This window comes from Shewanella sp. KCT, assembly GCF_007636505.1.
In the GTDB taxonomy this organism is placed as follows: Bacteria; Pseudomonadota; Gammaproteobacteria; order Enterobacterales; family Shewanellaceae; genus Shewanella; species Shewanella halotolerans.
Genome location: NZ_LVDJ01000006.1, coordinates 142,622 through 159,406 on the forward strand (window position 1 = coordinate 142,622; position 16,785 = coordinate 159,406).

The window sequence follows — 16,785 nt, forward strand, 5'->3', positions numbered from 1 at the left end:
CGCATTTTTCCCGAGCTTATTTACACAACTCAGGCAAGCGGGTTTTGTTACCCATAGCCTGTTGCATAAACAGTGTTTTCACAGGAGAAAGGTTATCCACCAGGTTGAGCCCCAGATCCCGCAGGGCTTTTTTCACCGGATTGCTACCTTCGAACAGCCGCTTGAAGCCCTCCATCGCCGCGATCATCTCCAGCGCGTCCGCCTTACGCCAACGCTCTAACGGACGTAGATTGGCATAATCGCCGATATCCTTGCCCTTGGCCTTGAGTTCGCTCAGGGTCTCGATAATGGCCGCGGCGTCTAAGAAGCCCAGGTTCACCCCCTGACCTGCCAGTGGGTGTATGGTGTGGGCCGCATCCCCGGCAAGCACCAGGCGGTGACGAGCAAAGTGACGGGCATAACGCATCCGCAGCGGGAAGGCCTGCGGCTCACTCTCCAGCGTGCACATCCCCAGCTTACCGTCGAAGGCGGCGGTCAGGCTGCGCTCGAACTGCACCTTGTCGCCCTCCAGTAGCGCCTGCGCCTTGGCTGGTGGCACCGACCAGACGATAGAGCAGAGATTTGGCTCAAACAGCGGCAGAAACGCCAGTGGGCCATCGCTTAAGAACACCTGTCTGGCGGTGGCATTGTGCGGTAGCTCGGTGCGGATCGAGGCGACAATGGCATGATGGCCATAGTCCCAGAAGGTCATAGGGATCTTGCACTGCTCGCGCACCCAGGAGTTGGCACCATCGGCACCAATCACCAGCGCCGCCGACAGGTTGTCGCCGTTATCCAAAGTCAGCCAGGCCTCACGCTCGCCAAAGGCTATCTTTTCCAAGCGATGATTTTCCAGGTGAGTAATCTCACTTAGCTCACCGGCACGGGTCGCCAAGGCATGGCTGATGTTGTCATTTTCTATGATGCTGCCCAAGGTCTGCTCACTGATCGAATGAGCATCGAAACCTATCTTGCCCAAGCTATCCTTATCCCACACCGCCATCTTCTGATAGGGCCCGACGCGAGACTCGTCGATATAGGCCCAGGCACCCAGATGGGTAAGTAATCGCTGACTCGCCTTGTTGATGGCGCTGACTCTTAGCCTGGCCTCACCGGATACCGCCTGGGTTTCGCCGGCATCGATCACCACGACTCTCAGCCCTGCCTGCCCCAAGCCGATGGCGGTTGCCAGCCCTACCATGCCTCCGCCGATGATGGCAACGTCATAGGTTTGTGTACTGAACATATAGCGATCCTTTATCCAAGTTGGCTGGCTGATTGAGGCGATTTCCATCCCATGGCTTTGCGGGCAATGGGCGTCTTGAGCGGCGGACACCAGGAGAGCAGACGCAGCCCCAGGTTACGACCGGCCACCAGAGGCCAGTGCTGATTCGAGAAGCCGCGCACTAAGAATTCGACATTGGTGATGGTGGTGTCACGGTCTTGCTGGCGACGGCTAAGGTATTCATGGGTCAGCTTGGCGCCGCCGATATCCTCGCCGCGTTCGAGCGCCTCGTCGATCACCTCAAGCAGACAGACGAGATCCCTCAGCCCCAGGTTAAAGCCCTGACCGGCGATGGGGTGCAGCGTCTGCGCCGCGTTGCCGATAAATACGGTGCGCTGATAGATGGGGCGCGCCATGTAAGAGAGCTTAAGCGGATAAGCGTAACGCTCGCCCACATCGATAAAACGTCCGGCGCGGTGGCCAAAGGCATCTTGCAGCGCATCTAAAAACGCAGGTTTTTCGGCGCCCAGCATCAGCTCGGCATGCTCTGGCGCCAGGGCCCATACCAGGGAGACTCTGGACTGCCCATCCACGTTGGCCATGGGCAGAATGGCCAGCGGGCCGCTGTCGGTGAAACGCTCATAGGCCCACTCTTGATGGGGCTTGTCGGTGAGCACGTTGGCCACCACGGCTACCTGCTCAAAGTCCACCTGCTCCAGCGGCAGCTTAAAGTCTTGTCTGACCTTAGAATTTAGACCGTCGGCGGCCACCACCAGCTTGGCGCTGAGGGCCGTGCCATCGTCTAGCATCAATTGCTGGGCATCGACGCCGGCGACAATACTGGCCACCTTGGCGGGACAAAACAGGCTGACATCCTGCAGCTCCAGCAGGCTAAATAGCTTGGCACCGACACGTTCAAGCTCCACCACCTGCCCAAGATAGGGCAGATGAAAATCTTTGGCGTTGAGTGTGGTCATGCCGAAATGGCCGCGATCCGAGACATGGATATTCTCGATAGCCGTACCCAGGTGGGCCAGCTTAGGCCAGATGCCGAGACGGGTCAGCTCAAAGATGGAGCCCTGGGCGATGGCGATGGAGCGGGCGTCGAAACCCGGATGACCGTCGCCGGGACGATTGGCCTCGATAAGGGCGATACGCAGCAGCTGCTGGCGTTTCTGTGCCAGGTTGGCCAGGCCCAAGGCCAGGGTGGCACCGGCCATGGCGCCGCCAACGATGGCGATATCAAACTGCTTAGGGTCAGACGAAGTGGTCATTCACTTTCTCTTTCTGTGGCAAGCAGTTAAATCTGCTCGCCCCGATAAATGCAGACAATATTAATGAATCATGGGGTCTTGATCTTTGATCTCACTCGGCTCGGGGCCAAATTCGGCGTAACAGAGTAGCGCCGCCATGCGGGCAAACTCCATCAGCTCTATGTAGGCCGCCTCGGACTCTTCATCTTCGGCCACATCGAACTCCACCTGAGCGATCTCGGCGAGATCTTTAATCACCTCTTTTACGTCGCTCGAGGCGCGATTGAGCTTAGGCTGCGCCATGGCGATGCCCGTCAGGAAGCTCTGCACCCAGAGAGAGAGCGCCTCAACGCGCTTGCTCAGGGTCTCCTCCTCTTCCGGCGCCATAGGTGTGAAGCCGAAATCGGCGTCAGTGATGCGCGCCAGAGTGTCTTGATAGAGCTCTTCGAGCAGCTGCACCAGAGAAGGCGGCGGCAACTGACCATCGTTGATCAGCTCGAGCAGTGGCTTGATCCACTCGCTCTTGGCCTGACCCACGCCACCGCAGATAAGGCCCACCAGGGAACCATGGACTTCAACGGGATGTTGGGCGATATCGGCGGCATTGAGCTCGGCGAACAGAATTTCGATGCGTAAAGAGGGAGGGGTTGCCATAAGGTGTTCCAATCATAATTTCACTCAGGACATGCTAGCAGATCTGGCCTGCGCGACCAAGCCAAAAGCATTGTTCTACCACCAAGTTAGGCCATGGATAACTATGGCCAGGCCCAGTAACTGCGCACAATTCATCCAGGGCAAAGCGTTCAGTGCTAAGCTATTGGTTATCTAAACAACATTTAATCTAACAAAGCGTTATTAAGGCCCCAGTGTTATTGCACTTTCCAGGGCAGCCCGATATAGTCCGCTCAACGACAGGATAAAAGGATCTACATCGCAAATGAGTAGCCATGCTATCGAAATTAGCTTATTGGGCCGCACCTACTCCATCGCTTGTCCGATAGGACAGGAAGATGCCTTGCGCCATGTGGCCGACAAGCTGGAAAAGCAGCTGAGTTCCCTGCGTGCTCGAACCAATAACCTTAGCCGGGAAGAAATTGCCATCATGGCGGCACTAAATATTGGCTACGAATTGTTGGAAGAACAGAAGAAGAATCAAGATTATATTAAGCAGATGGATGACAAGATCGGTCTGCTGCAGTCGACCTTAGAGAGTGCGCTGGTTGAGCGCGCCACAAAAGGCGATTAAACTGTAATTACGCGTGAGGTGAAGCGATTTATCGCGAATATCGCTGCCCGACCGATAAGGTCGATACGCAACAATTTTGCTCCCTGTGGTGTGCGTGAGTCGGTTATGTCCCTGTGCCGATATTTACAAACTCAGGGTGAATGTTTTGATGACATTGCGCAAGCTCGGCGCGAACCGAGAAGCCTTAGGATTTGATCATTTACCCGCCTTGAACCTACGGTTCAAGGGCTACACCGGTAACGGCATCTTGGGGAGCAATTCAAATTGAGAAGCCAGAAGGTCCACCATCTTCTGGCTTTTTTATATCCCAAGCAAACAGCCCGCCTCGAAACCATTATGGGTTCAAGGGCTACACAGATAACGGCATCTTTGGGAGCAATTCAATTAAATGCTTTATAAATGAAGGTTGGTAAAGCTAGAGGGCTGGAAGGTATTGATCTGAAAAGATAACCTTTCGGCCTTTTTTATATCCCAAGCAAACAGCCCGCCTCGAATCCATTATGGGTTCAAGAGCTACGCCGGTAACGACATCTTGGGGAGCAATTCAAACCTCTCGCTAAAAAGCGATAAGGCTGGAAGGCATTGATCTGAAAAGGTCACTTTCCAGCCTTTTTATATCCCACGCAAACTGCCCGCCTCGAATCCATTATGGGTTCAAGAGCTACACAGATAACGGCATCTTGGGGTGCAACTCAAATTAAGAAGCCAGTAGAAAAGATAGCCTTCTGGCTTTTTTATCACCTCATCAAACTCGCGCCAGCTCGTTAGCTAAATTGCCGAGCAGTTGAAAGTGTAATGACAACAGAGATAGACTGCCCACATCAAAGCAAACTCGATAATACCAATCACGGTAAGTAAGTGATCAGAAGTAGCACAGGAAAAACGGTCGAGAACAAGGCAAAACTTTTCGATAAGTAGTTATTCTACAATCAAAAATAATAACGCCGTTATCGGGCGTTTTAACAAGCTAGCATGATCAGTTATTTACTACGATTGGTATAACTGCCTTCACTGGAGTAGCGACATTGAAACCAGCCTTAACGCCGAGCGCCGCCAATCAAGAAAATCGTCAGGCGGTTAGAAATCAGATCCGCAGCGCGAGACGGGCGATCCCCGAGCAGACCCAGAAGCAATTTGCCCAGGAGGCGGCCAGCAGGCTGATGGCGGAGATTAATCAGCGTCAGGCCAAACATGTGGCGCTTTATCTAACCAGTGATGGCGAGCTGGATACCCAGCCGCTGATTGAAACCCTGTGGCAGGCGGGCGTAAATGTCTATTTGCCGCGCCTTCACCCCTTCTCACGGGGCAACCTGCTGTTTTTTAAGTACCATCCCACCAGCCACCTGATCCAGAATCGCCTCAAGATCTGGGAACCCAAGCTCAACATCACAGAGATGATCTTGCCCCAGCATCTGGATGTGATCATTACCCCCCTGGTGGCCTTCGATGAGCAGGGCAATCGTATGGGGATGGGCGGCGGCTATTATGACCGCTGCCTGAGCGACTGGCAGCTTAGGGGTAAACCCTACCCCATTGGCTATGCCCATGATTGCCAGCGAGTCGAATCACTGCCCACCGAGCATTGGGATGTGCCCCTGCCCATGATAGTGACTCCATCGGCTACTCACACAAGTTAAGGTAAAATTGGCAAGCGACTATTGGCTGCTCTGCGACTTTTGCTGCCAATAGGCGTTGTGCTCGAAACCATGGCTGGCCAGTATCTTGGACAGCTCGCCGCTGCGATGCAGCTCAGCCAGGCTCTGGTTAAAGTCGGCTAAAATCTTCTGGGCATTAGGAAGATGCTTGGCCACCCCGATATGAAACAGCTCCACGCTCAAAGGGTCTCCCACTGGCTCCAGCTTGCCACGATATTCGCTGCCGGGACGTTCGATGAGGTAGCGGGCGACATCCTCACAGATCAGCACCAGATCCACCCGCCCGGCCAGCAGTTTCCTTAGGTTCACCGCATCTGAACTGGCGGCTTCAGTTTTTAATGTTGCATTTTGAAATGCCTCTGGATTGGCATAGCCCCGGCCAATACCGATACGATACTGACGAAGATCGGCCATGGTATTAAAGTCTATCTGTGAATCCACCCGTTTATAGAGCACAACATTGACCGAGAGTAACGGCGTAGAAAAGGCTATCCACTCCTCCCTCGAAGGACGATACCAGACCCCCAAAATCACATCTGCGCCCCCCTTTTTCATAATGGCCTTGGCGCGGGCAAAAGGATAATAACGGTGAGCCAGGGGATACCCCGCGTGTTGAAACACCGCCTGAGCCAGATGATAGATAACCCCCTGCGATGGCAGATTCGTCGAATAAAAAGGGGGATAATCGTTAGACACGCTCACCAGAGAAAGTTTGTCGATTGGCTTCTTTATCGATGCAACTGCCACTTGGCCAGATATTGCGCCGCCATTATCGGCTGAGCAGCAGACAGAAAAAACCGTCGCCAACATCAGTGCAAATGCCAAACTCAAACGACGAGCCACACCCAAGCCGGTACAGGGCATTATTCGGCACGAGTAGCCAAAGTCGCTCGTATCACAGAGAGTAAATGTACTGGGCATAGTTTAGGTTTCATAAGGATTAACAGATGGATAGTTCACATTTTAGTCTAGTTTTTCCCCGCTCGTGATGCGGTCCAACTCGAGAGACGGCAAACTCAAGCTAACTCAGCAAATTAATCAGGCTATCCACTCGGTTCACTTTGAAAGCCCAAGGTTTACGGGCTAAAGTGTGCAGAGACTTTTTGCACTGGCGGCCAAAGGTTTCTAAGCCACTAGGCTCTTCACCATTAACCGCCAGGCGCTTCACCATTAAAGGATGAAACAATGAAGATTAGCGCGCGACTCCTCCCCCTTGTTCTGCTTGCCCTCGGCGCCTGCGCCCAACAAACCAGTCAGGCCCCCGAACCTCAGACAAAAGTGCCGGCCTCACAAGCGTCAGAGACTCAAGCCGCTCAGACTATGCCCCTTGGCGATACCAGCCGTAACGCGCTGGATTGGCCAGGGCTTTATAAGGGCACCCTGCCCTGCGCCGACTGTCAGGGAATCAACATAAGCCTCAAGCTTAATGGTGACAACAGCTATCAACTCACTCAGCAGTATCTTGGCAAGCAAAACCTTGGTGAGCAAAACCAGGCAACCGATGTCGTCCTCGAGGGGCAGTTTAGCTGGAATGAGATGGGCAGCAAGATCACCCTAGATAGCAAAGCCAGAGGCATGAAGCTTCAGGTGGGCGAGAATATTCTCTTTATGCTGGACGATAAGGGGGAGCGAATTAAGGGAGCGCTGGCCCAGCAATATCAACTGTTGAAAGCCAATTGATATTGCCTGTCAGACTTAATTTGATTTACACCAGAGATTAACGCAGGGAGTGTCGCCCACATTGACCTCAAATCCGGGGCAATGGTTGGCGAAGTATTTGGCCTCCTGACAGGAGGTCATCTGCAGACACTGCTGGCGGGCATCGCAGCTAAAGACCACATCTTGTAGCTCCTGCTTACCCACGTAATACTCAGACCCTGGGGGGAACAGTCCCTCAGGTGGTTTGATATCCACATCGGCCGAGTAATCATAGTTGACCATAAACAGATAGAGCAGATTACCAAAGGCAATCGCCAGGGCCACCAAACCCACCTTGACGCGCCAGCTGATGGCATCTTCGCTGTCAAACTTATCATGTGACTCGAAAGGCGAGGTCAAGGTGATGGGATTACCCAGATCTATCTCGCCCTTGGTGACCTTAGTGCCGCGCAGCGAGTCTTTCCACTGGCGATACACCACAGATTCACCCTCTTTGGGCATGTGTTCATAGGGGAGTAAATTGATGCCAAAAATTCTGAGTTCGTCCGATCCGTCGTCCGGGGCGATGAAACCTACCCTCTGCTCCTGGTTCCAACGAACAAGCGTTCCTCGCTTAGCTCTAATATCCATATTCCTGTCCGCCTTGAAAGCCTTGCCTGGAAGGCAGCTACCTACCCAAGCCGCTGTAACCTGTTTATGTCATTAAGGGTATCCCACCCAAGCCATTAACAGTTACGTTACACTTCTCTATCAATATAATTAGCTTTTCATGGTACGGCAAGTATGATTTTGTAGCAGCTTTGTCTGAATTTTATACCTGCCAGTCGATAGGTGTCTCACCAGATGCCATTAACAACTCATTGATTTTTGAGAAGTGTTTACAGCCAAAGAAACCGCGGTAGGCAGAGAGCGGTGAAGGGTGGGGGCCGCTCACCAGATGGTGCTGGTCCGCCTCGATAAGCTTGCTCTTCTTTATGGCGTGACCGCCCCACAGAACGAAAATAATCGGGCGCTCCTGCCCATTAAGCAGCCTTAAAGCGTTGTCGGTAAAGGTCTCCCACCCCGCCTTGGCATGAGAGTGCGCCTTGCCCTGTTCTACCGTAAGCACAGTATTGAGCATCAAGACCCCCTGCTCTGCCCACTTGGCCAGATAACCATGGTCTGGGATCACAAAGCCATCGATATCGCTGGCCAGCTCCTTATACATGTTCACCAAAGATGGCGGCACCTTCACCCCGGGCTGCACCGAGAAGCAGAGACCGTGCGCCTGGCCTTCGCCGTGATAAGGGTCTTGACCAATCAACACCACCCTCACCTTATCCAGCGGCGTCAGCTCGAAGGCGCTAAACACCTGCCCCTCTTGGGGATAGATCGCCTTACCGGCATCGCGCTCACCTTGCACGAAAGCCTGCAACTGGCCAAAGTAGGCCTGCTTGGCTTCCTGGTCGATAAAATCTTGCCATTGGCTGATCTCTGTCATAGCTATCTCTTTATATTTTTTCAAAAAAACTTAGAATCGAGTGATATTTACGGCGTAATCGAGCTCATACAGAGTAAATCGCCAAAAGCTTACCGAGAGTAGTCTCTGCATATCCAAGAGGTTTGACGATGTCCTTGGCGCATAAACGCGGTTTTACCCTTATCGAACTCGTGGTCGTTATCATAGTGCTGGGGATCCTGGCGGTGACCGCCCTGCCAAAATTTATCAATCTCTCCCAGGACGCTCAAGTCGCCAGCGTTAAGGCTACTGGCGGCGCTTTCAAGTCCGGCATCGATATGGCCCGCGCCGTCTGGGCAGTCCGAGTCGGCTCAGGCCCAGCGGAAAACCTCAAGACCTTCGGTGACGATGAAGCCGGTGAGATGGATTTTAACGCCAATGGCTGGCCGGCGCAGCACTACTTTACCGATAACGAGGCCTCACCCCAGCTGGACAACGTAGAAGATTGCATCTCGGTGTGGGAGACAGTATTTCAGGGCGACGAGCCCGGCGTCTCACGCAGCGATGCCCAGACGAGCACAGATTATAAGGCCAACTATATCAGCGTGAACCAGTGTCGCTACAACCTGAGCGACAATCAAAACCTCAGCATCTACTATGACTCACGGGATGGCCGGGTGCTGGTCGACAGCGATCCCGCCAGTTAACCCTACAGCGCGCATAGGGATTGGCGATACAGATCCCATTACCTCTAAATCTATGCTTCATTAACGGCTAATTTACGTTACTATGCCAGCATACTATTGACCTACCTGTGAGCATGCGCATGTCAGAACAGCAAAAAGAAACCACTATTTTTCAGTTAGCCGACAAGTTTATCGCCTTAGCCAACGAGCTTAGCGCCGAGGAGCAGGATATCGCCAAGGTAGGCACCGCCCTGCGTTTCGCCGCCGCCCGCTTTAACGCCTTCGAAGCCGCGCTCAAATCTGCCGACCTTAAGGCCGAAAAAGCCAACGCACTGGAGTGGTTTACCAAAGAATACAAGGATATGTTGAATGATAACCTAGACGATCATATCGACAATCCACCATCGGCTCAGCAAGAGCCAGCCAAAGATGACGCCGTTCAGGTCTTTAACGGCTAGTCGGCTAATCGACATAGCCAGATAAAACAATGCGGCTAAGGAATATTCCTTAGCCGCATTTTTATAAATTCTTCAAAAGCTTATGCAGATTAAGCACAGCCTATTCAAGCTAGAGGGTCACCAGCACCCGCACCGCCAGCAGAATCAACACCACGCCAGAGAGTTTATCGATCAGCGCCGCCTTCTCCCTTAGCTTAGGCAGTACGGATTTGTGCGACAGCAAGAATGCGATCAGGGTATACCAGAGGCCATCGACCACCAGCGGCGTCAACACGATAAGCGACTTGCCCCACAGCTCGTCGGCCACCATCACAAACTGACTGAAGAGCGCCAGGAAGAACAGCATGATCTTAGGGTTAAACAGCGAGATGGCGATGCCGTCGCGGGCCGCCGTCAACCAGTCTGTCGACTTCCCCGCCGCCAGCTTGTCCGACATGCCACCTTTAGAGCGCAGCGCCTGCACGCCGATATAGGCGAGATAGAGGGCGCCGAGGATCGCTATGCCATTGAACACCAGTGGCGCCTGCTTAAGCAGCACCGCCAGTCCCAGCAGGGTCACCAGGGCGTAGATACCAATGCCGATAGAGTGCGCCCAGGCGCAGACGATGCCGTTGGCCCGGCCACCGCCCAGGGTATGACGCACCACCATGGCCAGACTCGGCCCGGGCGACATGGCGCCCAAACAACAGATGGCCAACAGCCCCAGCCACGCACTAAAACTCATCTTATCTCCTCGCTGTCCTGATTAGTCCGCCTGATAGAACTGGCGAATATCCTTAGCCAGCGCCTTTAGCGACGAGGGCTCAATATACATCATATGGCCCGCCTCGTAGTAGTGCATCTCCACGCGGCTATTGTCTATGCCGTTATCGGCCAGGGTGTTCTCAGTAGCGAAGAAGGGGGTGGCAAAATCATAGTAACCATTGGCCACCAAGATTCTGAAATCCTTGTTCTCACGCTGGGCGCGACCGAGATAGGGGGCGACATTAACATAGTGCATCTGCTTGCCGCTGATGTTCCAGTTCCAGCCACGGTTAACATCGACCGAGAGCACATTAAAGGGGCGGGTGATCTTCACCCCCAGATCCTGATACAGATATTGGTGAATCGCGGCAGTATAGGCGCCATCTATGCCATAGCCAGATGGGTCGGCATCGGTGCGCTCGCCGCCGCTGTCATAGTCTACGCCCAGATAACGGCTATCCAAACGGCCAACGGTGCGATCTTCATCCCTAAGCAGCTGCTTGGTGTAGCGACTGGCACTGACTCTCAGATTCACCCTGTCCAGGTAGTTCTCTGTCAGTCCGGTAAAGCGTGCCAGCTGCTGGCGCACCGCCTGGTATTGAGCTTGGGGCAGACGACTGCCCTTAAGCAGCGCCAGGGCGTAATCGTTGATCGCAAACTGGCGCGCCGCCTCGACGAAGGCGCTCAGCCCCATCGCCTTATCGGCCGCAGCAACCCTGTCATGGTAGAAGGCGGTGGCCGCCATGGTCGGCAGGAAGCCGATGTAAGGCTGATTGTTGCCGGGCTGATAGCGGGCATGGCTAAAATCGAGAATGGATGAGATCAGCATGACGCCATTGACCGAAATATCTGTCCAGCCTGATTGCAGCTCGTCGACCAATGCGGCGGCGCGGGTGGTGCCATAACTCTCACCGGCGATATACTTGGGCGAGTTCCAGCGGCCATGTTCAATCAGCCAGCGGCGAATAAACTCGGCAATCGACTGAGCATCCTCTTTCACCCCCCAGAAGTCCTGGCCCTTGTGTTCACCCAGGGCGCGGCTAAAGCCTGTGCCCACGGGATCGATAAACACCAGATCCGACTTATCCAGCATGGAAAATTCGTTATCCACTAAGCGATAAGGCGCGGCGCCATCGTCCTTGGCATCACCAGACACCACCACACGCTTAGGCCCAAACAGCCCCATGTGCAGCCAGAGCGAGGCCGAGCCGGGCCCGCCGTTAAACACGAAGGTCACCGGGCGTGGCTGACCTGATTCAATCTTGGTGCGCAGATAGGTGACCGAGAAGATGCTGGCCAGCGGCTTATCCTTGTCATCTTCTAAGATGGTTTCCGAGGCGATGGTCTCATAGTGCACCCGCTCGCCATTGATCTTCACCTGACCAGTGGTTTGATAGACCTTGGCCTCTGGCGCCTGTGCCTCTGTCTTGGCAGGCTTGCCGTTAGATTTTTCCTGAGCCGCCTGACCGGGAAGGCTCAGAAGCAGCAGCGACAGGCCAGCCGCGCCCAACAATTGCTTGGAGAGCTTGAGTCTCGATAGTGGTCGAGTCAGATGATTGAGTGGATTTTGACTCAAGTGGTCTTGACTAGAATAGTTTTGACCTGAGTGTCGCCGCGTAAAAATATCAGCCATGGAGCGCGTCCTATTATTGTTATTGTCGATTTGGGCCGGTCAGCTTACAAAGAATCCCAAAGCGTCGCAAAGCATCAATTGCAAACAAATTTTTCACGAATCGGTGAAGAGCCGCCAGCGAATCGGCGGCCCTTGTTGTGCCCCGCTTAGCTCTCCAGCCGCAGGCTAAGGCCCAGCTCGCGCATATGCTTCTTCTCACGCTTGAGATCCTTAAGCAGCAGGTCCACCCGCGCGCTTTGCTCGGGCAGCAGCGCCAGCTCGTTGGTGTCCAGCGGCGCGCAGCTTAGGCGCAGGCTCTGGGCGACCCGGCCGAGATTGACCAGGATGGCGAGGCGCAGCAGACACAACAAGCGCACCATCAGTTGGCGCCTTCCATCTGGCAGGGCGTTGAGCTGCTCGAACTGCGGCTTCTTGCGCTGATTGCCGATAAGCAGCGCCAAATCCTGCTGCAGATCCTGGCTAAAGCCCGGCAGTTCGCTGTTGGCTATGATATAGCCGCCATGCTTATGGTGAGAGCGGGAGTTGATGTGTATGCCGATCTCATGCAGGGTCGCGGCATAGGCCAGCAGCCTCGCCTGGGGACGGATCTCCCAGGCATCGGCCACCGACTCGAACAGCGCCATGGCGCTTTTACACACCCTGGCGCCTTGAGCCATATCTACATGATAGAGCTGAGCGATACTGTCTACGGTGCGATGGCGCACATCATGATACTGACCTATCTGCGCCAGCTCGTAGAGCACGCCTTCGCGCAGGGCCGCGGGGGTAAAGCTAAGCTGCTGGATCTCCAGGCGGCGAAAGAAGCTGAGCAGAATAGCCAGCCCCGCCGGCACCAGTATGATGCGCTTGCGGTCGATATTGGCAAAATCCAGCCTGTCCACATGACCCGCCTCAATCAGCAAGCGCTTGAGGCGTTTGAGCTGACTCAGGGTCACTGGGGCATAGTGGCCGGGTTCGATATCGCTCTCTTGTGTGTCTTCGCTGGCACCTTCACCGGCTAGCCTCTCCCGCCTTGACAGTTCCGCCAAGGCCTCGCAGATCGCCTTGACCGAACCAGAGCTGCCCAGCACCAGCTCCCAGTCGGCCTCGAAATATTCCTTGGAAAGCGAGGAGAACTGCCTGTCGGCAGCGGCCTGGGCGGCGCGAAAGGCCGCCGAGGTCAATGTGCCATCTTCGAAGAAGCGCTCGTTAAAGCTGACGCAGCCGCAGCGCAGGCTGGAGAGTTTCACCGGCAGGTGTTTCTCGCCAATCACCACCTCGGTGGAGCCGCCGCCGATATCGATCACCAGATTATTGCGCGCCAGCACCTGACTCTGGGCGATACCCGAATAGATAAGCCTGGCCTCTTCGTGGCCGGAGATCACCTCGATGGGAAAGGGGATGATCTTCAGCGCGGCCTTGAGAAACTTGTCACGGTTCTTGGCGACTCTCAGAGTATGGGTCGCCACCAGACGGATCTGGGTCTCAAGGAGGTCGGAAAAGCGCTGACCGAAGTTTCTCAGACATTCCAGGCCGCGGGCCATCGCCTCGTCCGACAGATAGCCCTCGGCGTTGAGCCCCTGAGCCAGACGGACCTGCTCCTTCTCTCTGTGGAGGATCTGCAGACTGCCGTCCTGCTCCCTGGCAATCATGAGATGAAAACTATTTGAGCCCATGTCGATAGCGACAAAATGGCGTTGTGTGACTAGGGCCAAAGTTCCTCCAATAGGGGCTAGCTAGCGGCCAGCAATGGGTAATTGGGCTTAGGCTCGCTCGATGTCTCTTCGGCTTTGATGCGTGCCTTGGCCTGTTTCTCATACTGGCTAAGATATTGATGTATGGCGATTTGAGATCTTACCTTACGCTTATTGCCGCGGCCGCGATAGGGGTTGCTCTGATCTCGGTTGATGATCCTCGCCTTGGTATTGTCCCCCAGCTGCAGCTGCAGTATGTCGATGATCATCTGCTTTAGATCAGGATCATAGATGGGGGTACTCACCTCGATGCGACTGTCGATGTTGCGGCTCATCCAGTCGGCGGAGCAGAGGAACACCAGATTCTCACCACCGGCGTGGAATACCATGACGCGAGAGTGCTCCAGGAAGCGATCCACTATGCTGATCACCTGAATGTTATCGCTGATCCCCGGGATCTGCGGCACCAATGAACACATGCCGCGAATGATCAGCTTAACGCCGACCCCGGCCATAGAGGCCTCATATAGCTTGTTGATCAGCTGCTCGTCCACCAGGTTGTTGAGCTTGAGGGTGATGGCCGCCTTGCCGCCACAGCGGGCATTAAGGATCTCACGATCGATAAGCGCCGTCAGCTTCTGCCTGGCATCGAAGGGGCTGACCAGCAGGTGCTGGAAGTTGTCGCGCCGATATGGATGCTCAATCAGATCGAACACCTGCTCCACCTCGCGCGCTATCTCCTGATTGGCGGTAAACAGCGACAGATCCGTGTAGACCTTGGCGGTGCCCTCGTTGAAGTTACCCGAGCCGATATGACAGTAGAGGCGGGTCTCGCCCTGCTCTTCCCGGCCAATTAAACACAGCTTAGAGTGCACCTTAAGGCTAGGGATACCATGATGCACCTTGACCCCGGCCTCGGCCAGGATCCGGGTCCATTCTATGTTGTGCTCCTCGTCGAAGCGCGCCCTGAGCTCGATCACCGCGGTCACCTGCTTGCCGTTCTTCACCGCATCCATCAGCGAGTGCATCACCCGCGACTTCTTGGCCACCCGGTAGAGGTTGATCTTGATAAACTTCACCGCCGGGTCGTAGGCCGCCTGACGCACCATCTCGGTAAAGTGAGAGAACTTATGGTAGGGATAGTTGAGCATGATGTCGCCGCGGGCGATGGCATCGAAACTATTGCTGCAACGCTGGAAACCCGCGCTGTCCAGGGCCGGGAGCTTGGCATTCTCCAGATACTTGCGCCCAGGGTTGGGGAAAGCGATGAAGTCCTTGAAGCTGTGGTAACGCCCACCGGGCACCAGACACTCGGTGGAGCTGATCCCCAACTGCTCCTTGATCATCGCCAGCATATGCTCAGGCATCTGTCTGTCATACACCAGGCGCACCGGCTCGGCGGTGAGGCGCTGCTTGAGGCCGCGGGTCATCTTCTCCAGCTGGCTCTGATCCAACTCGTCGGCAATATCGAACTCAGCGTCGCGGGTCAGCTTCATCGAATAGGCATCGATAGACTCATACTCGAAGAAGGGCGAGAGCAGGTCGTCCAGGCAGTGACGTATGATGTTATCCAATAAGATCAGATACTTCTTACTCTTAGGCTTGCCGGTTGGCAGCTCGACGAAACGGGGCACGTTCTTGGTAGGCACCTCCACCAGGGCATATTGGCGCCTGTCCTTGCTGTGCAGACACACCGCCAGGTAGGTGGCGTTGTCGGTGAGGTGTTTCACCATAGATCTGTGATTGCCGATAATAAGCGGCGCGATATGACGCTTGAGGTGGTCGCGAAAATAGACCCTTAGCCACTGGCTGTGAAAATCGCTCAGCTGCCCCTCATTGATCAGCAGTATGTTGCGGCGAATAAGCTCGCGCATCAACTCGGTGTAGATGCTGTCGAAGCGCTCCTGCAATGCCAGCACCCGGGTCTGGATTTTGGCCATCAGGTGACGGCTATTGCTGCGGCCATCTTGCAGGCTCGACAGCATGATGCTGCGGCGCACCTGGGCGACCCTGACCCTGAAGAACTCATCCATGTTGCTGGAAAATATCCCCAGAAAACGCACCCGCTCTACCAGCGGTACCTCGCTGTCGCAGGCTTCTTGCAACACGCGTTCATTAAACGACAACCAGGACAGTTCCTTGTCGATAAACATCTTGTCGGAATTGGGAGACACTCGACTACTCCTTTGAGCGCAGGGAAACGGCGGCTTCATTGCATCTTTGCCACGCCACAGGCCAGCGCGAGGCGATTAGTACCAGCGGCAAGCTATTGGCAGGGCTTAAAAAGAATTTCCATTAGCAGCAGATTACTTCAGTGGGATGTCATATTTATGACAAGCGCTCAGGCGGCTAGGCGCCACCGCGGTCGAGATAAGCTTTTGAACTTAGGACGCTTGCATAGAGTCAGAAGGGGTATCATGATGGCGCGGCAAATACCCTGCTACACCCAGATAGCAAGCTGTGCCCGAATAGCAAGTGGGCCTATATACCTAGCGAACCTAGGCAAAACCCATCATCAACCACTCATCACAAACCATAGGACACCAGGCATCACAATGAACAACATCTTACTGGTCAGCGCCCTCACCTTAAGCCTGCTACTCGGGCTATTTGTCTGGCTCAGCTACAGGAAGCTCAAGGGCAGCCAGATCCCAACGGGTGTCTTGGCTGTGCTGCTGGTGTTTGCGCTAATAAACGGCGCCGTGAGTTACTTTATTGCCCCCAAGGCCGGCGATGATGCCTACAAGCAGCTGGTGTGGCAGTCGCTAAGTCCAAATGCTATCCCAGGGCAACTGGCCCAGGGCAAGACGGTGTTTGTGGATGTCAGCGCCGACTGGTGCAACATCTGTAAGGCCAACAAAGATAGGGTGCTGCATCAGGCCGTGGTGGTTGAGCGGCTAAAGGATAAGGATATGGTGCTAATGCGCGGCGATCTCACCCAGAGCGATGCCAGGATAGAGGCCTATCTGGCTCAGTATCAGGCCTATGGCGTGCCCTTTAATATCGTCTACAGTCAGGCTCACCCCGATGGCTTAGTCCTGCCAAGAGTGCTGTCAATCGATGACCTGCTCAGCGCCCTGCCTCCGCGCGGCTAGTTGCCAGCCAGACTCAAACAAAAGCAAAAAAAGAAGGCTGC

General features: G+C 54.7%; 16 protein-coding genes and 1 other RNA gene. 7 read left to right on the forward strand and 10 right to left on the reverse strand.

The window, feature by feature from the left end; translation table 11 throughout:
* Nucleotides 1-16: 16 nt before the first annotated feature.
* The 3 genes from AYI87_RS10705 to AYI87_RS10715 are packed head-to-tail and all read right to left on the reverse strand — an operon-like array spanning nucleotide 17 to nucleotide 3,111.
* Complete coding sequence (locus AYI87_RS10705; protein ID WP_144201964.1) at nucleotides 17-1,225, reverse strand: FAD-dependent oxidoreductase; 1,209 nt, start codon at nucleotides 1,223-1,225, stop codon at nucleotides 17-19.
* 11 nt (nucleotides 1,226-1,236) lie between these two features.
* Nucleotides 1,237-2,478, reverse strand: a complete 1,242-nt coding sequence (gene ubiH, locus AYI87_RS10710) for a 2-octaprenyl-6-methoxyphenyl hydroxylase (protein ID WP_144201966.1) — start codon at nucleotides 2,476-2,478, stop codon at nucleotides 1,237-1,239.
* Between the two features lie 60 nt (nucleotides 2,479-2,538).
* Nucleotides 2,539-3,111, reverse strand: coding sequence for a UPF0149 family protein (locus tag AYI87_RS10715; protein WP_144201968.1), 573 nt, complete (start codon nucleotides 3,109-3,111; stop codon nucleotides 2,539-2,541).
* A gap of 283 nt (nucleotides 3,112-3,394) precedes the next feature.
* On the opposite strand from AYI87_RS10715, the gene AYI87_RS10720 reads away from it, so the two are divergent.
* From AYI87_RS10720 to AYI87_RS10730, 3 genes are all read left to right on the forward strand, one after another.
* Nucleotides 3,395-3,703, forward strand: a complete 309-nt coding sequence (locus AYI87_RS10720) for a cell division protein ZapA (protein ID WP_144201970.1) — start codon at nucleotides 3,395-3,397, stop codon at nucleotides 3,701-3,703.
* 77 nt (nucleotides 3,704-3,780) lie between these two features.
* A non-coding RNA gene (ssrS, locus tag AYI87_RS10725) (6S RNA) lies at nucleotides 3,781-3,961 on the forward strand.
* A gap of 767 nt (nucleotides 3,962-4,728) precedes the next feature.
* Nucleotides 4,729-5,340: a 5-formyltetrahydrofolate cyclo-ligase gene (locus AYI87_RS10730; protein WP_144201972.1), complete on the forward strand. Its 612-nt coding sequence runs from the start codon at nucleotides 4,729-4,731 to the stop codon at nucleotides 5,338-5,340.
* 18 nt (nucleotides 5,341-5,358) lie between these two features.
* Here AYI87_RS10730 and AYI87_RS10735 read toward each other — a convergent pair whose 3' ends face one another.
* Nucleotides 5,359-6,189: a substrate-binding periplasmic protein gene (locus AYI87_RS10735; RefSeq protein WP_186300605.1), complete on the reverse strand. Its 831-nt coding sequence runs from the start codon at nucleotides 6,187-6,189 to the stop codon at nucleotides 5,359-5,361.
* Between the two features lie 354 nt (nucleotides 6,190-6,543).
* Here AYI87_RS10735 and AYI87_RS10740 point away from each other — a divergent pair, with 354 nt between their 5' ends.
* A complete protein-coding gene (locus AYI87_RS10740) occupies nucleotides 6,544-7,038 on the forward strand; it encodes a copper resistance protein NlpE (RefSeq protein ID WP_144201976.1) in 495 nt (164 codons plus the stop codon).
* A gap of 15 nt (nucleotides 7,039-7,053) precedes the next feature.
* Here AYI87_RS10740 and AYI87_RS10745 read toward each other — a convergent pair whose 3' ends face one another.
* A complete protein-coding gene (locus AYI87_RS10745; protein ID WP_144201978.1) occupies nucleotides 7,054-7,647 on the reverse strand; it encodes a hypothetical protein in 594 nt (197 codons plus the stop codon).
* 181 nt (nucleotides 7,648-7,828) lie between these two features.
* Entirely contained in the window at nucleotides 7,829-8,497 is a 669-nt protein-coding gene (gene ung / locus AYI87_RS10750; RefSeq protein WP_144201980.1) for a uracil-DNA glycosylase, read from the reverse strand.
* Nucleotides 8,498-8,625: 128 nt separating this feature from the next.
* Here ung and AYI87_RS10755 point away from each other — a divergent pair, with 128 nt between their 5' ends.
* The gene (locus AYI87_RS10755) at nucleotides 8,626-9,162 is read left to right on the forward strand and encodes a type II secretion system protein (protein ID WP_144201982.1); all 537 of its coding nucleotides are present in this window, start codon (nucleotides 8,626-8,628) and stop codon (nucleotides 9,160-9,162) included.
* Between the two features lie 119 nt (nucleotides 9,163-9,281).
* Nucleotides 9,282-9,599 carry a DUF3144 domain-containing protein gene (locus tag AYI87_RS10760; RefSeq protein ID WP_011866871.1) on the forward strand — a complete coding sequence of 106 codons (318 nt, stop codon included), beginning with the start codon at nucleotides 9,282-9,284 and terminating at the stop codon, nucleotides 9,597-9,599.
* A 109-nt stretch (nucleotides 9,600-9,708) separates the two neighbouring features.
* On the opposite strand, the gene AYI87_RS10765 is transcribed toward AYI87_RS10760, so the two are convergent.
* From AYI87_RS10765 to ppk1, 4 genes are all read right to left on the reverse strand, one after another.
* Nucleotides 9,709-10,323, reverse strand: a complete 615-nt coding sequence (locus AYI87_RS10765) for a LysE family translocator (RefSeq protein ID WP_144201984.1) — start codon at nucleotides 10,321-10,323, stop codon at nucleotides 9,709-9,711.
* Between the two features lie 21 nt (nucleotides 10,324-10,344).
* Nucleotides 10,345-11,976, reverse strand: a complete 1,632-nt coding sequence (locus AYI87_RS10770; RefSeq protein WP_260865123.1) for a S10 family peptidase — start codon at nucleotides 11,974-11,976, stop codon at nucleotides 10,345-10,347.
* Between the two features lie 146 nt (nucleotides 11,977-12,122).
* On the reverse strand, nucleotides 12,123-13,631 hold the full coding sequence (locus AYI87_RS10775) for a Ppx/GppA phosphatase family protein (RefSeq protein ID WP_260865130.1): 1,509 nt from the start codon (nucleotides 13,629-13,631) through the stop codon (nucleotides 12,123-12,125).
* A gap of 56 nt (nucleotides 13,632-13,687) precedes the next feature.
* A complete protein-coding gene (gene ppk1 / locus AYI87_RS10780; RefSeq protein ID WP_144201987.1) occupies nucleotides 13,688-15,823 on the reverse strand; it encodes a polyphosphate kinase 1 in 2,136 nt (711 codons plus the stop codon).
* Nucleotides 15,824-16,204: 381 nt separating this feature from the next.
* On the opposite strand from ppk1, the gene AYI87_RS10785 reads away from it, so the two are divergent.
* Nucleotides 16,205-16,744 (forward strand): thioredoxin family protein, encoded by a 540-nt coding sequence (locus tag AYI87_RS10785; protein WP_186300606.1) that lies wholly within the window; start codon nucleotides 16,205-16,207, stop codon nucleotides 16,742-16,744.
* Nucleotides 16,745-16,785 lie beyond the last annotated feature (41 nt).